Annotated in this window: 16 protein-coding genes and 1 pseudogene; 14 read left to right on the top strand and 3 right to left on the bottom strand. The window is 46.1% G+C overall.

Going from position 1 to position 14762, the window contains the following annotated elements:
- The first annotated feature begins 1 nt into the window (after position 1).
- The 10 genes from QU597_RS19165 (at position 2) to QU597_RS19120 (ending at position 10611) form a co-directional block, all read left to right on the top strand.
- The gene (locus QU597_RS19165) at positions 2–1786 is read left to right on the top strand and encodes a cache domain-containing sensor histidine kinase (RefSeq protein ID WP_310829401.1); all 1785 of its coding nucleotides are present in this window, start codon (positions 2–4) and stop codon (positions 1784–1786) included.
- Between the two features lie 3 nt (positions 1787–1789).
- Positions 1790–3385 (top strand): response regulator transcription factor, encoded by a 1596-nt coding sequence (locus QU597_RS19160; RefSeq protein WP_310829400.1) that lies wholly within the window; start codon positions 1790–1792, stop codon positions 3383–3385.
- A 739-nt stretch (positions 3386–4124) separates the two neighbouring features.
- Positions 4125–5015 (top strand): YxiJ family protein, encoded by an 891-nt coding sequence (locus tag QU597_RS19155; RefSeq protein ID WP_310829399.1) that lies wholly within the window; start codon positions 4125–4127, stop codon positions 5013–5015.
- The gene (locus QU597_RS19150; RefSeq protein WP_310829398.1) at positions 4969–5445 is read left to right on the top strand and encodes a hypothetical protein; all 477 of its coding nucleotides are present in this window, start codon (positions 4969–4971) and stop codon (positions 5443–5445) included. The genes QU597_RS19155 and QU597_RS19150 overlap by 47 nt, the downstream gene beginning before the upstream one ends.
- A gap of 368 nt (positions 5446–5813) precedes the next feature.
- Entirely contained in the window at positions 5814–6227 is a 414-nt protein-coding gene (locus QU597_RS19145; protein ID WP_310829397.1) for a VOC family protein, read from the top strand.
- A 23-nt stretch (positions 6228–6250) separates the two neighbouring features.
- The gene (locus QU597_RS19140; protein WP_310829396.1) at positions 6251–6526 is read left to right on the top strand and encodes a hypothetical protein; all 276 of its coding nucleotides are present in this window, start codon (positions 6251–6253) and stop codon (positions 6524–6526) included.
- A gap of 123 nt (positions 6527–6649) precedes the next feature.
- Positions 6650–6865 carry a hypothetical protein gene (locus tag QU597_RS19135; RefSeq protein WP_310829395.1) on the top strand — a complete coding sequence of 72 codons (216 nt, stop codon included), beginning with the start codon at positions 6650–6652 and terminating at the stop codon, positions 6863–6865.
- Between the two features lie 166 nt (positions 6866–7031).
- Entirely contained in the window at positions 7032–8615 is a 1584-nt protein-coding gene (locus tag QU597_RS19130; RefSeq protein WP_310829394.1) for a sigma-70 family RNA polymerase sigma factor, read from the top strand.
- Between the two features lie 40 nt (positions 8616–8655).
- Entirely contained in the window at positions 8656–9417 is a 762-nt protein-coding gene (locus QU597_RS19125) for a metallophosphoesterase family protein (RefSeq protein ID WP_369698825.1), read from the top strand.
- Positions 9418–9996: 579 nt separating this feature from the next.
- A complete protein-coding gene (locus QU597_RS19120; protein ID WP_310829392.1) occupies positions 9997–10611 on the top strand; it encodes a hypothetical protein in 615 nt (204 codons plus the stop codon).
- Positions 10612–10766: 155 nt separating this feature from the next.
- Here the strand turns inward: QU597_RS19120 and QU597_RS19115 are convergent, their stop codons facing one another.
- The gene (locus tag QU597_RS19115; RefSeq protein ID WP_310829391.1) at positions 10767–10919 is read right to left on the bottom strand and encodes a hypothetical protein; all 153 of its coding nucleotides are present in this window, start codon (positions 10917–10919) and stop codon (positions 10767–10769) included.
- A gap of 185 nt (positions 10920–11104) precedes the next feature.
- Here QU597_RS19115 and QU597_RS19110 point away from each other — a divergent pair.
- Positions 11105–11242: pseudogene (locus QU597_RS19110) on the top strand (IS5-like element ISSoc13 family transposase); the annotation flags it as partial.
- Positions 11243–11859: 617 nt separating this feature from the next.
- On the opposite strand, the gene QU597_RS19105 reads toward QU597_RS19110, so the two are convergent.
- A complete protein-coding gene (locus QU597_RS19105) occupies positions 11860–12795 on the bottom strand; it encodes an aldo/keto reductase (RefSeq protein ID WP_310829390.1) in 936 nt (311 codons plus the stop codon).
- Between the two features lie 26 nt (positions 12796–12821).
- Positions 12822–13370, bottom strand: coding sequence for a GNAT family N-acetyltransferase (locus QU597_RS19100; protein ID WP_310829389.1), 549 nt, complete (start codon positions 13368–13370; stop codon positions 12822–12824).
- Between the two features lie 218 nt (positions 13371–13588).
- Between QU597_RS19100 and QU597_RS19095 the strand changes: the two genes are divergently transcribed.
- From QU597_RS19095 to QU597_RS19085, 3 genes are all read left to right on the top strand, one after another.
- Positions 13589–13990: a DUF4279 domain-containing protein gene (locus QU597_RS19095; protein WP_310829388.1), complete on the top strand. Its 402-nt coding sequence runs from the start codon at positions 13589–13591 to the stop codon at positions 13988–13990.
- Positions 13991–14019: 29 nt separating this feature from the next.
- Positions 14020–14241 (top strand): hypothetical protein, encoded by a 222-nt coding sequence (locus tag QU597_RS19090; protein ID WP_310829387.1) that lies wholly within the window; start codon positions 14020–14022, stop codon positions 14239–14241.
- 104 nt (positions 14242–14345) lie between these two features.
- The gene (locus QU597_RS19085; protein WP_310829386.1) at positions 14346–14657 is read left to right on the top strand and encodes a hypothetical protein; all 312 of its coding nucleotides are present in this window, start codon (positions 14346–14348) and stop codon (positions 14655–14657) included.
- Positions 14658–14762: the final 105 nt, after the last annotated feature.

The following is a 14762-nucleotide window of genomic DNA, read 5'->3' as shown; positions in this document are numbered from 1 at the left end:
ATTGCGACGCTGGCTTGAGAGACGTATCCTCCGGATGACCCGCACCATGAATCTACGCCGGAAAATAGTCGTTTTTTATGGACTGGTTGTGTTTATCCCTACGGTTATTCTGGGCATCGGAGCAGGTTACCTGGCGCTGCAAAATGTCAGATCCAACTACATGCTCACCATTAACGAAGCTGTCCGGCAAACAGCACAGAGCATTGATTTCAGAAAACAAAGCTATGATCTGCTCGTCAACCGGACCGGAACGGACGGGGAACTGATCTCCAGGCTGTCCTGGACCTATGAGAATTGGGAGGACCAGCTTGCTTCCGTGAATTATGTGGACCGGTCATTCCAGGTGATGAGCCGTTATTTGACCGGGATCGAGAATTTCCGGATTTATCATGTCAATCCAACACTGATCGAAGATGGGGGACTTCTCTGGAAGCCGTCCGTCCGTCCGCTCCCCGGGGGAGATGAGGAGTCGTGGTACGAAAGGGTAATGGCGTCGCCAGTTGCGTTGCAATGGTCTGACATCCCCGGGGAGAATCCCAAGCTGATTGTGTCCAGGAAAATAACAAATGCAAGCGGGTATGTATTTGGTGCCATCTATATGCTGCTGGATTATAACAGCGTATTCGGCGAACTGATGGACCGACCCTTTAGCGGGGAAGGAAGCCTGTTTCTCCTAGATGAGCATGACCGGGTGGTTGCAGCTTCTGACCGGACCATGATTGGCAAGCCGCTTGCATCAACCGGGCTCTCCAGCCTATGGCCGGGAGATGAGAACGCTGAAGTGATTACGGACAATGGTGAATATTTTGCAGTCCGGCAATTAAACGGAGCCTGGAAAATCGCTGCGCTTGTCCAAATGCGTAAAATGGAGCAGCAATCCTCCACAACGGTATACAGTATTGTTGGGATAACAATATTTTTCCTGTTCCTGTCCATGTTCCTGGTCATGATCGTACTCAAGAACGTCGTGCTGCGAATCCGTAAATTAAGCAACCGGATGAGCGATATCGCCGAAGGTGACTTTAACGTGTGGCTTCAGAGCCGGAGCAGGGACGAGGTCGGGGATCTGGAGGTCATGTTCAATCAGATGGCGGGACGGCTTGGCAGTCTGCTTGAACTGTTAAGCAGTGCCAAATTAAAGGAGAAAGAGTCATCATTCCAGGCGCTTCAAGCACAGATCAATCCTCATTTCATCTATAATTCACTAAGTCTGCTTCAGTGGCGGGCGCTGGATCAGGGTGATCAGGTACAGGTGGAGGCTATTGAAGCGCTGACTACCTTTTACCGGTTCGCGCTTGATAACAAATCCAATGTTACGCTAATCAGGAATGAGCTTGAGCATGTGCGGGCCTATCTTGACATTCAGCAGCTTCGTTATCCGGGTCGCGTCCAGGTGGAATGGGAACTGGATGAATCCGTTATGGAGCTCTATTCCATCAAAATGATCCTGCAGCCAATCGTGGAGAATACTTATATTCACGGACGTATATTTACCCGGCCAGGTGCCTGTATAGTCATCTCCATTCAGCGGCACGATCAGATGATCCGTTTCCAGGTAAACGACAATGGCATCGGCATTGCTCCGGACACACTGACGCTTATCCAAAAAGGTGAGAAGGCCGGAAAGGGCAACGGCTTCGGATTACTGAACATTAGCGAACGCCTTTCATTATACTTCGGCCACGCCGGCAAGCTTAGGATCAATAGCACACCTGAACAAGGTACGCTGGTCACCATTGAGCTGCCTGCCTGTACGGACAAACCAGAGCTTTTCCGGGAGGGATAAAACGTGCTGCAAGCACTTATTGTGGACGACGAGCCGTCTCATATCCAGGGATTAATCCGGCATATCCCCTGGACGAAACTTGGCTATGCCATCCCGCTAACCGCAGAAACAGGTGAAGAGGCTATTCCGCTGCTGCATGATAACCGGGTAGATGTGCTGATCACCGACATTACCATGCCGGGTATAACGGGGATTGAACTGGCAGGAGAAGCAAGAATCATCCATCCGGAAATACAGATTCTAATTATAAGCGGCTACAATGAGTTCGAATTCGCTCAGGATGCTATTGAAGTGGGAGCGCAGGGGTATGTGCTCAAACCTCTTAAGCTGGGTGAGATTGAGCGTAAGTTAACCGCCTTCCGGCAAACCATCGAGAACATCAAGCAAATCAACGAGCAGACTCTGCATCTGCAGACCATGGTATCAGACAGCAGGGAGCTGCTGAAGGAGTCGTTTGTTTATGAGCTGCTGGAAGATGAGCCGATGGAGGCGGGGGTGCTGTCATCCTGGGCGCATTTGCTTAATCTTCCGCGCCTAACGCATGGAATTCTGCTGATTGTAGCTGTGTTCGATGATTTTAACGTTTCCGTGCGGGAGGCCAGAAGCCGGCTGATGTTGAATTCAGCGCTTCAGCAATCTCTTGCTATATCTTTGCAGGATATGGGGGTCATGCTGGCGGCAGCGGTCAAACCCGACGGGGTGGCAGCCATTCTGGTCAATCCGACTTCTGAAAAAAGGATGCTGCTCGACAAACAAATGACCTTCGTTCAAGACTACATGCGAAATACGTATCAGGTTTCCGTTACCGTCGGAATCAGCAGAGAAGGCCGGAAATGGGAGGAGACCGGGCAGCTCTACCGGGAGATCAAATATACGGTCGCCGATGCCCGCCAGAGCGATAACGGCTTGCTGCTGCATGTGGGGAGAATGGAGCGGAAGGCGTATGAAGATGTAAGAGAACGGGAAATCATGCTGCCTAGCCTGCTCTCCCTGGCGGAAGGCGATGATCCGGTACTGCTGGCCAGGGAAGTCGGCACGGCGTATGAGCAGATGGAGGCTAAGGGCCATTCCTTCGCCTATATCCAGTCCTTCAGCATCAGCCTGGTCGGCGAGTTTACACGCAAATTATGGAACGATGTGGAGGCCGTCACTTATCTCAGCAACCGGGCGTTGCACCGGATATTGGAATGCAAAACCGTGCCTGTGATGAAAGCCATCATACTAGAATATATTGACTCTGCCTTCGGACTTGCGCGTAAAGAACGGACCCTGCAGCAGCATCATCTGATTAACCGCATTGCTTCCTATATCGCAGAACAATTGCCGGATAGTATGACGGTCAAGCAGCTGGCGGATATGTTTCATATCAGCGCAGGACATTTAAGTGTTCTCTTCAAAAAAGAAACCGGGCAGACCATCTCCGACTTCGTCAAGAGCCTGCGGATGAAAAAAGCGAAGGAATTGCTCCAGGACCCCACCATCAAAATCTATGAAGTTTCTGAGCGGATCGGCTTCCAGACCCCTGCGTATTTCACCTATCAGTTTAAGAAAAACGAGGGCTGCACGCCGCAGGAATACCGGGACCGGTATTACCGTTGATCTAATAAGCTTTAACTGTACTTAAACCCTGAGGGAAATCTCTCGAGGTTTTCTTATGCCTACTAGTGAGAGTGAGAATAAGGATACAGCCGGGAAAGACGAATTAATAGCAGGGGAATGCCGGGTAGATGTTGAAATTGTTTACAGATCCCGGCTATCCGTCTTAAGGATAACTTAAGTGAACGCCAACTCTAACCTAGTTAGGAAAAATGTTATGCATATCAAAATAAGAAACCAGTTGAGGATCTTCTTTATAGTAATTCTCAGTGCCGGGATCATAACTATACTTGTTAAGTACAATTCGTATGAACAAAGGATTTTATTGTATAAGATGCTCCCAATTCTAATCGTTTTTTATCTTCTTGTTGTAGAATATCCCTTGGCAGTTAAGCGGAATACTTCAAGGTCCGATCAATGGTGGAAGAAGATCTTTGTTTATGTGATATCCCTCTTTGCATTTTACTTAATGCTTATTGCTGGACTGGATCTTTACAACGTGACTAAAGACATTTTTAAGGGCTATAACGAAAGAGCGGTCACAATCATTAAGCGGGAGTTGCAATATCGAGCTAGTGATAAAGTTTGGGTTCAGGACAGCAATGAAGTGCGGACATTTTCTCTGGCACCTGGATATATAGATGTTAGCTTAGATAGCTCATATGATGTCCATATTTTTGAACATTCGAGGATATTAATCCCGGTGAAAAAGGCAAGCCTTCGATAAGAGGAGTACGATCCCATGATTTATTTACTGCAGCAATCAGACAAGCAGAAATGGTACTTCGAAGTGGATGACGAAGGCATAGCCTATAGACAGATGTTGTTGGAGGAAGGCAAAGAGAGTAAGATCTCCAATGTGAAAAAACACGAATTTTTCCTGGCGGAACATGAGTTACCCTTGGATGATCCCGATCTGGAAATAATTCCCAAGGAAGCATTCGAAGCCGTGTGGGATGAGATGATTACTGAGCAGCAGCCACGCTGGCTTGAGAATAAGAAGACGCTGCCTCTAGGCACAACAATCATGGGTTATCTTGAAGTTCTATATCCCCAAGGAGTGATCGTAAGTATACCGGATAAAGAGGCGCTTGGGCTGGCCGACTATGCTGAATGTGCTGCACATTCACAACAAGCTAATATCAGTAAGGGCTTATTGGTTGAAGCGCAAATCACAGGATATGATGAAGTGAATTGCTGGTTTTTGCTGGAGCAGCCCAAGGTGTGGGGAGGATCAGTTGGAGATATGGACGTGTCGGATAAACCGGAAATCGTTCAGGAGTTAGCACAGATGTACATGACACAATTGAGCCGTTCTTTTCCCTATAGGGACTCCATGAGGTTGAAGGAAGATCATGCAGAGGCGCTCGCGCAGCTTGAAGATGAATGTTTTAATGCAGATTTCAGTGAATACTGTGCGCTGATTGCTGGAACGATTAGTTATGTTGTAAATGACCATACCGCTGGAATTCCCGATAGGCAACTTGAGCTATTAAAAAAGAGTTTCTTCGAACGCTTCCCGCAATATTCTTTTATCAAAACAAGCCTGTCCAGCTATCCGTCGATCTCAATAGATCTGGAGAATCATGAACATGCAAGAAGGTTGCTTCTTTCTTTTTTGCAAAATCACTGATGTTGACGGGAGTTGGTTGATTGAAGCTGGTTGTATGATCTCACTGGGGGGAAATGAAGTGAAACTTGTTGGGACCCGAACTGAGCAAGCTTTAAGAGAACAGCTAATTTTATCTAATAAGACCCTTTTTGAAGATACGGATAAGGCAGCCTTTCTTACATATATTCGTGAAAAGTTTCCGGGGTTGGAGACGGCTTACATCCTTCATTGGATTCCTGAGCAAGAGGAGGATTTTTACAAAATTCTCATAAACGATTCTATAGTTGTAGACATAGAAATGCCCAGGTTAGCACAAAAGAATCCGATCATTAAATCAATTCTACTCGTACCGCAATATAGATTAAGGTTAAGCAAAGTGAATCAAATCAAATTAGCAGTGGCAATGAATCTGGCTGGAAGTACGTTAATACAAGACCGAGGGTTTAGTTGATTGGAGGATTAAGAGTGTTAATTGTCATACAACAATTCATAAATAAGCTGATCGCTGAGTTAGACAGGAATATTGTAATCGAAAATGTGATTTTTTATGAGAAAGCAAAGCTGGAGTATGCTCTTTCAACAGTCAAGTCATATGGCGTCTATTTCCATACTACCCGATTTGACGTATGATTTTTTTGCAGAAGAGATTGTGAGTGACAGGGTTTATCTGATTAAAACAAGATATTTTCCAAATACAGAGGAGTTATTTTCACAAATTACTAAAGATATTTTGAGCTTTTCAGAATTATAGTTGACCGAATTCTTTATGGATCTGGAGAATCATGAACAAAAAACCATAGAAAAGGTGGAGTTCAGCACATGAGATTGAAATTAGAGGGACTTACGGTTTTGGCGCAGGATGTACCTAAATTAGCTAGCTTTTATCGTGATGTTTTGGGATTTGAGACGGTCATTGAAGAGAACCATTATGCTGAATTTGTAAATAGCGGTATTCGTCTTGCGATTTGTTCAACAACCTTAATGGCGGAAAACACGAATGACCACCATACTTATTTAGAAGAGCGTAAAGGGCAAGCCTTCGAACTTAATTTCGAATGTGAATCTCCAGATGCTGTCCACATGATGTATCAAGAGGTGGTTTCAAAAGGGGCAACTGAAATTACAGCTCCAAAGTCAATGTCCTGGGGGCACACCACAGGGTTCTTCGCAGATCCAGAAGGCAACATTCATTCTATCTTTGCGGTTAATCCGGTAACGGCTCAGAACGGGTAATTACGAGTTATTGGAGCTGACTAATGAATCTGAATTATATTAAGGATACTAAGAAATTTAATGATGCATTACATATGGTGCAACCGGTGTTTGAGTGGGAACAACGGCTGCCGGAACAGATTTTCAAACTCCCCTTTAAGCGGATAAAAGTATTCGACTTCGATGCTGTTATGAGTTTTTCTTTTTGGAATGAGCTGGAGCGGCTTATGGCACTTTCTGGTGACTCCAATATTCTGATGGCCGTCTTAGATCCACATCCTGTAAACTATTATTATCAGGAATTTGCTCAGTACAACTGATGTATTATTCCAAAAGACATTACCGCTGCTGATTATTGGAATATGATCGGACAAGGTCCGGAGGAGAGCCCGGCTGACGCGATTTTACATAATTCCGAGCTTTTCGTGTGGATGCCTCCTTCTATGAAATGGGCGGTCTGGGGGGAACGGAGTTACGGCATTTGTATTGCAGGCTTCACGGATGAGATGAAGGATTATTCAAATGAACTAGAGTTCCCCATAAATCGGGCAATCAACGAGCTAGTGTCCCTAAACTTCAAGAGTGCTATTCCCGAAGAAGTCATCACTAAGTTAAAAAAGTACTACAGCACGGAAGAGGTTGAAAAAGAGAACGGATGATTTTTCGGAAGTGAAAAGGTATGCACCTGACAGTACACTATAGATGCTATGACTCTGGGGAGACTCTCCGGGGTTTTGTTTTTATTACAGAATAGGCCGAACAGGTTGTAACCTTTCACCCCCATCACGGCACTTAAGATTAAGAACATGTGAAAAGAGGTCCGGTATGGTAACGCGGCTGGTTGAAGAGGTACAAGAAGGAGATGCTGAGGCATTTGGGCAGCTGATGGCGCATTTTCGCGGGATGGCGTTTGCGGTGTCTTATGACATGCTGAACGATGTTCATCTGGCGGAAGATGCTGTGCAGGAGGCTTTCCTCGAAGCTTATACCAATATCGGCAAGCTGCAGCTGCCGTCTGCGTTTCCGGGTTGGTTCAAGACGATTGTCGTGAGACAATGCCAGCGGTCGCTGAGGCGTAAGAGACAGGCGATGCTTCCCTTGAATGATGCCATGCACATTTCTCAAGAGTCGGCAGGTGTCGCAGAAATCGCTGAGCGGAGGGAAGGTGCACTGGTGCTGCAGCAATCGGTGTCAGCCCTGAGCGACAAGCTGCGGGTGCCGCTGCAATTGTTTTATTTCTACGGCTATTCCCTGCAGGAAATCTCCGATTATCTGGACATTCCAGTGTCAGCGCTGAAAAAAAGGCTGTTCGACGGACGGCGTAAGCTGAGAGGTGCACTCCCCGTCATCAACCTTGCTTCCATGTTCAACAACCTATATGAAGGAGGCGGGAATATGCTGCATATCGTAAATGGGGATTCCGTAGGCAATATGCTGAAACAGGGCATCGTTTCGGGGGATGTGCTGGTGTGGAGAGAGGTATACTCAGCAGGGCCGAACTTTGTGAACCCTGCCGGTGAAGCTGAGCGTATGATACGCGCACAATCGCTCGAACAGTCGATGGGCATTTCGTCAGCAGAATATCTGGCAGCCTGTGCGGAGCAGGAAGAGAAGCTGCGGGGGGTTAACCGCTATGATGAAGTGGTGCTGTGGTTCGAGCATGATTTGTTCGATCAGAGCATGCTGGCTTACTTGCTGCACTATTTCAAGGGGCAAAAGCTGGGCAGCACTAAGCTAAGTCTGCTCTGCATCGGCGAGTTTCCCGGCATTGAGCTGTTTCACGGTCTGGGCCAGCTGACTCCGGCGCAGCTTAAGACTTTGTCCGGGACTTGGCGGAGCATCGGACAGAAGGAACTGGAGCTGGGCAGTGAACTGTGGCAGGCCTATGCTAATCCAGATCCGATGCAGATGGCTAATCTGCTCGCGCTTAGGAGACAAGAACTGGAGGCATCCGCACTGCCTTTTGCCTATGCTGCATTTCAGGCCCACTTGTCGCGTCTGCCTTCTGTGGACAATGGCCTTGGCCTCGTGGAGCAAACGACTCTTGAGGCTGTGCGCAGGGGAGCGGATACGCCTAAGGAGCTGTTCCGGCAAGTAACCGACACTCTGCATGTGCTTGGCATGGGTGATCTCGAATATTGGCTATATCTCTGGGGAATGGTGCAGGGGGCACAGCCGCTCTTGATGATCGACGGTACACTGGCTGCAGACAACTTCGATTTTCGCCGCGTCCCGGACTTTCTGAACCGTAAGGTGACAATGACAGCACTTGGTGAGCAGATACTGAATGGAGCAGCGGACCGGGTGACGGTGCAAGGCATTGATGTGTGGTACGGCGGTCTGCATCTGGAGGGACACTCTGTACCGTGGCGCTGGGACAGCTCTGCACGAATGCCGGTCAGGCTGTGATTTTTGATGTTATAATATAGGTTCTGAAACACAGTCATCAATGGGCAGGGAGGGGAAAACCATCAGAACTTTAGTGATCAGTGACATCCACGGATGTTACCGGGAATTCAACGCGCTTTTGCGCAAAGTAAATTATATTCCGGATCAGGACAAACTCATACTCATCGGCGATTATGTGGACCGGGGGCCAAACAGCAAAGCTATTGTCGAGCAGGTCATGTCCCTCCAAGAGGAATGGGGTGCTGTCGTGCTGAAGGGCAATCATGACAAAATGGCCTGTGACGCGCTGCTCAGCGATGATGAAGACAAGCTGGATATACACTGGCTGAACAATGGCGGCTTCCATACCCTCATGAGCTACGTGGGAGCAGACGCGGATTTTGTGCAGCAGGATCACGGCTGGGAGGAGTACATCCGGATCAAACACTGGATCAGACAGGCTTATAAGCGTCACCTGGATTTCCTGAGTTCGTTGCCGCTCTATTATGAGACGGAGGATCATCTGTTTGTACACGCGGGAATCGACCCAACGCTTTCGGACTGGAAGACACAGAAGGATTATGATTTTATCTGGATCAGAGAGCCGTTCTATAATCATCCGGTAACCAGTACCGACAAGACAGTCGTGTTCGGCCATACCTCCACCTTTGAATTCCAGGACAATCCCGGAATCTGGTTTAGCCCGCTTGGCGATAAGATCGGCATAGACGGCGGCTGCGCTTACGGTGAGCAGATGAACTGTCTGGAGATTGGCGATGAAGGGTATAAGACCTATTATGTGCGGCTGGGTGAGAGTGAGTGAAGCGGTTAGTATGGTTAGAAAAAAGATACAATTGGGATAGTCGTCAATGTAATAGCAGTTTTCGATAAGAGACATTGAAGGGCTCCGGACTTCAATGTCTTTTTTGCGTTAAGTCATCCGAAATGGGATAAGTAATGAAAATATGGAATTTTCTTAAAGGTTATTATTGAAAAAGTCTTTCTCACAGCGGGGAGGGGAAACCGGATTAATGAAAGTACAATATCTTTAACTGATTTGCAGGATACGGAGTACACGTATGATAATAGAATAAGAATTGTAGTATAAATAGTGTTACTAATCTTTTAGGCAAAATGCCTGAATTTACTGGTTCCAATAGAGAAAAATTGTTATCTGCTGTTCAAAATGGAGATTTAAGAAGTATAGTAAATGAACTTTACAATGGTACTTCAACGCATCTACTATAAGCACATCAACGGTTGAACAGTTAAATTTTTCAGACAATTCCTAATTTATTATATTTGCACAAGTTTATTCCATTCACTTAATGTCGGGATGAGGGATGCTTGATAACGGATTTGAGCAATGTCAGTTCTATTTCATAACAAGGAGGCTATTTATTTGATTCAACAAATTATTGATGCACTAGATGAATTAACAGAAGGTGAGGGGTATTTCTCTATTGATCAAGCCGTACGGGTAGACAACGACTTGCACCTCACCCTAACCATGTACAAGGAGGTTTACGGAAGAACTGTAGGAAAGCATGCCTCCTGGAGCATTAATTGCGAGGATGTACGTGAAAACAACCTTGGAATCAGCAGCTCATTTCTTTATTTGCGTATTTTGAGAGATCATCCGGTTTTATTTAAATACAACAAACCCTACTTTTGGATTTTAGGTCCAGAAAAGATAGCGGAAAACGAAAAAATTTATGGTCAGCTTTTTGAAGAACTTTCTAATTTTCTAAAAAAATATAATGCTGTTAATAGAATTCATGATTTTCTGCCTGTTCAGCCAGGTTTCACTCAAGGCCTTATTTCACTTACCTCTGGGCCTCAGGAAATTGCAGATATTTACCGCAAGGTGCTGGAAAAGGAGTCCATGCAGGTTACGCTCCAGTCCTATCCGATTATCCACTCCGATACAGGAACGGAACAAATCCTGCTGTTCGTTAATGCAGAACATTCCCTTTATGTTGTCGCTGAACATTTTCATATTACAAGAATGGATTAGCCTGCTTTTGATTTCAATTATATGAATAGGAGAACATTAGGATTAAGAAAAATTGGGCTTACGGTTTAGGCATTCTTCTAGCATTTACTCTATTTTTCAACTGCAGCTTTTCCGCGTTTGCTTCAGATTCTGCAGCGCAAGACACCTCTGCATCCTTAACGTTCCAATACCCGCCGGGATTTCTCTTCTTCGCACCTGAGGCTGGTCTTAGCGCGGATGCTGAGCCCATAACAGCAGAAGAAATAAACCTTGAGAATAAAGAGATCTACAATAATCTGTCCCCGGAAGCCAAGCAGCTTCTTACCCATTTCATCTCCACATCGGACAGTGAACTGGCCGCCTATCAGGACAATACCATTGATCCGGGAAGTGTGACTCAGTCCATAAACAGCAACTATTATGTGGCAGATTCTGTCGGAAGCGCGTTGACTGTTCTTTCAACATCCCTCAAGAAATTGAAACTACAAACCCATGGAAAGTCGATTGGTTTCGCTACAAAGAACGCCATTTAGTGGAGTGCTTTTTCAATAAAATCAAACACTTTCGCCGTGTGGCTACTCGTTACGATAAGTTGGCCAAGTCATTCCTGGCTTTTGTATACGTAGCTGCCATTTTCAGATTGACTCAATGAAGAGTTTTCAGACACGACCTAGAGAGTATTTTTAATTATTTTGAAGAAGTATCTAATTGCGAAGATGCGCAACTAAAGAACGTGTTTTCAGTTACGGTTTTGGAAATACTCGGAAATGACAGATCGATTCTAGGGACTGCACAAAAATACATGGGAACTAAAAAGATACAACTTCAAATAGAAGCTGATAGAGCATTAGGTAGAATCTAGTCAGCACAGACTCATAAGATATTAATTGACCTTGAGGGCGGCAATCCTCAAGGTCTTTTTTATCCACCCAGTGCCGAAAGAGTCGGGCGGCAATGTCACCAGATTCAAAACCGCCAAGCCGCTAAAGATTCAAGGTAAGTCAAGAAAGTGAGTTCAAATCACTTCACAAGGGATTTACCAAAGTACCGCAAAATCCTTTGTTAATTAAATATGGAGCAATAACCAAACGAATGCTGCGACCCGGTTTTAATTATAATAAACTTTAAAGATACATCGTGCCCGCAAACGAACGGGAATGTTGTATTTTAAATCTAGAGCCTTAACATGTTGCTTGTTTTACGTGTGTAAGCAATGAGAGAGTAGGCCGCAGAGTTTGAACATTGAGCCTCATAATTTGTAAGCTCGCTTCACCACCCCAGCTCCAGCCCCCGGATCTCCTGCTCCCACAGCTCTTGGAGCTTCTTCACCTGCTCCTGCGGCATCGCCCCATCACTGGCTGCGATATTCTCAGCCAGTTGAGTGCTGTTTCTGACCCCTGGGATTACGGTCGTCACTTCCGGGTAGGCAAGAATGAATCTCAGCGCCGCCATCGTCATCGTTGTCTCTTCATTGGTGATGAACCTGATCCGCTCCAGCAGTGCTGAACGCTTGCGGATAATATCTGGTGACCAGCGGCTGCGGACTCCCGAAAAAGTGCTCTGACTGTTGTATTTGCCGGAGAGCCAGCCGGAGTCCAGCGGGACTTTGATGATTAGGGCGATATTATTCTCTTGGGCGAGCTTGAAGGCTTCGGCCGTTTCCTGATAAAAAATATTGAACATTACTTCCATTACGCCGATCTTGGTATGGTTGATGACCTCCAGCATTTCCGGGACAGAATCGACTGAAACGCCGTAAGTAAGGATTTTGCCGGCGGCCTTGAGCTTTTCTAGTTCTTCATAGTGCCCGTATTTCCCGTCCAGCATGTCGAACGGCGGATTATGAATCAGCACGGAATCCACATAGTCGGTCTGCAAACGGTGCAGGCTGCCTTCAACGGACCTGATAATCTGATCTGCACTGTAATTCGTACGGCCGTCCGCCGCATGGCCGAATTTCGTGTTAAGGACAGCGCTGCTGCGTTTACCAGCCAGGGCTTTGCCGAGCCGCTCTTCGCTTGTACCCAGGCCATAATTGGGAGCGGTGTCAAAAAAGTTCATCCCGCGCTCAAGCGCCTCATGGACCAGTTCGATGGCTGTAGTCTCAGACATAGCCTCCCAATCCTGACTTTTGCCGAGCTGCCATGCACCGAATCCGATCTCGGATACGGATTTCCCTGTATTACCATACGGTCTTCTATTCATTAATCATCCGCTCCCCGTTAGATTGTTTACTTGGTCAACTGCTCATAATCTCCTTTGGTCATTCCGTAAAAGACGACATCCTCGTATTGGTCCCATTTAAGGATGTGCTGTTTGAATTCCCCTTCGAGCGTCATCCCGGTTTTTCTCATCACGTTCCAGGAAGCCTGGTTTTTGGACAATGCCGCTGCCCAGATTCTATTTAAATGTATTTCCTCAAATCCGTACCGGACCAGGCGCTGTGCCGCTTCAGAAGCATACCCATATCCCCAGTAAGGTTGTCCGATCCAGTAGCCAAGCTCGCCGTGATTATGCGGCCGGGTAATATTGAGGCTCATACAGCCGATTAGCTGGTTGCTGTCCTTAATTACCATTGCCCAAGGATAACCCTCGCCCTCATCTTTTCTGCCAATGCATGCTGTCAGCCACTGCTCTGCCGCTTCGAGCGTGTAAGGATGGGGGATAGATAAGGTGGTTCTCGCCACCGCAACATCACCGGCTAATTCCTGCACAGTGCAGGCATCGGTTAGTTCAAACGGGCGTAATCGTAATCGTTCGGTTTCGAATACAGGTTGCATGTTAAGGCCTCCGTGTTCTTGTCTATTCTGTAGAGTATATTACATAACTTGGATAATGCAAGAGTTGGCACGTTAATTCCATAGCAGACAATCTGGAAGAATTATGGTATCAATAGGAAGAAAAGAGGCTAGTGTGTTATGGCTTTCAGATACGAGGAGATGACCATGGAGTTCTAATGGTTTATTGTTAAAAAGTAAATAAAACAGGGGGAGTACGGATGACCGGCAGCTTTTCATTTAGTATTTATGATGATAGTTTGGATTTTGGCGAAATCAGCACATTACTGCATACCCCTCCCAGCTCGGTTATCAAAAAGGGAGAGAAGCTGAAAAGAGGAAGTACTGTAGCGCCTTATGATAGCTGGCATTTACAGGAGAAATTTCAGGGAGACGGTGTTGATGAAGCAGCCCTTGTACTTTTGCTCCAGAAGCTAACCCCGTTTCAAAAGGAGATTGCTTATTTGCAGCAAAAGTACCAGAACGTCATCCTAAATACTTATCTTCAATCTAATTTTGGGCAGGTAGGATTCAATCTTTCTGCGGAAACGATCCGGCAGCTGTCCCTTACAGGCTTAGAAATGGGGATTCATATTCTCTCCTATGGTGGAGTTGAGGAATAAACACATTTTCTCTGAGAGGAGATTGAGCGATGCGAAAAATACTGTCCAGAATCGGACTGGGACTGCTGCTGATGATCATTATATCTATCGTGCTTTGCTTCTATTTCGGTAAGTTTACGTATGCTTATTCTTTGATCGTTGTGCTGCTGTTCGTATTTGGCGGCATGGGGCAAATCTATAAATTGAAGAATGACGAGTATACGTACAATAAACTGAACGGCCGGAATGAATATGAGGACTATACAAGATAAATGGCAATGAATGAAGGGGAAGATCCGTCTGGTCTGTTGAAGTCATAATGAACATATGATTGTAGTAGTCTTCATCTACTTTATCGCACCAGGAGGATTTGCGGATGAATGAGAAGATCCATGCAATCACTATCATCATAGAAACACTAGCAAGCGATATCATCGAATCTCTGCGCCGGAAAATCATTAACGAACCTGCTTTTGTCCAGCTGTATGCAGCGCTTGATGAGGTATATATACTGACACGGCAGGATAAGCAGATCGATAAGGAACTGGCGGCTGTGTTGTTTCAGATTTACTCGCAGCTGGTGACCCAGTCTAGTTATGTTTATGATGTAAGTCCCTTTGTTCCCCATATCGGCAAAATGCAGGGAATGATCCGCAAAATATTCGGCGGCACACTGCAAAATAGCTAATCAGATAACCTCAAAACAGCCCCGGTACTTCTCTATTGAACTAGAGCGTACCGGGGCTTTTGTGTATACAGATTTGCACATGGGGTGGCATTGCCGGCCCGCTTG

Origin of the sequence: Paenibacillus pedocola, assembly GCF_031599675.1 — a bacterium.
Classification (GTDB): domain Bacteria; phylum Bacillota; class Bacilli; order Paenibacillales; family Paenibacillaceae; genus Paenibacillus_AQ; species Paenibacillus_AQ pedocola.
This window is presented reverse-complemented; position numbering and strand designations above follow the sequence as displayed.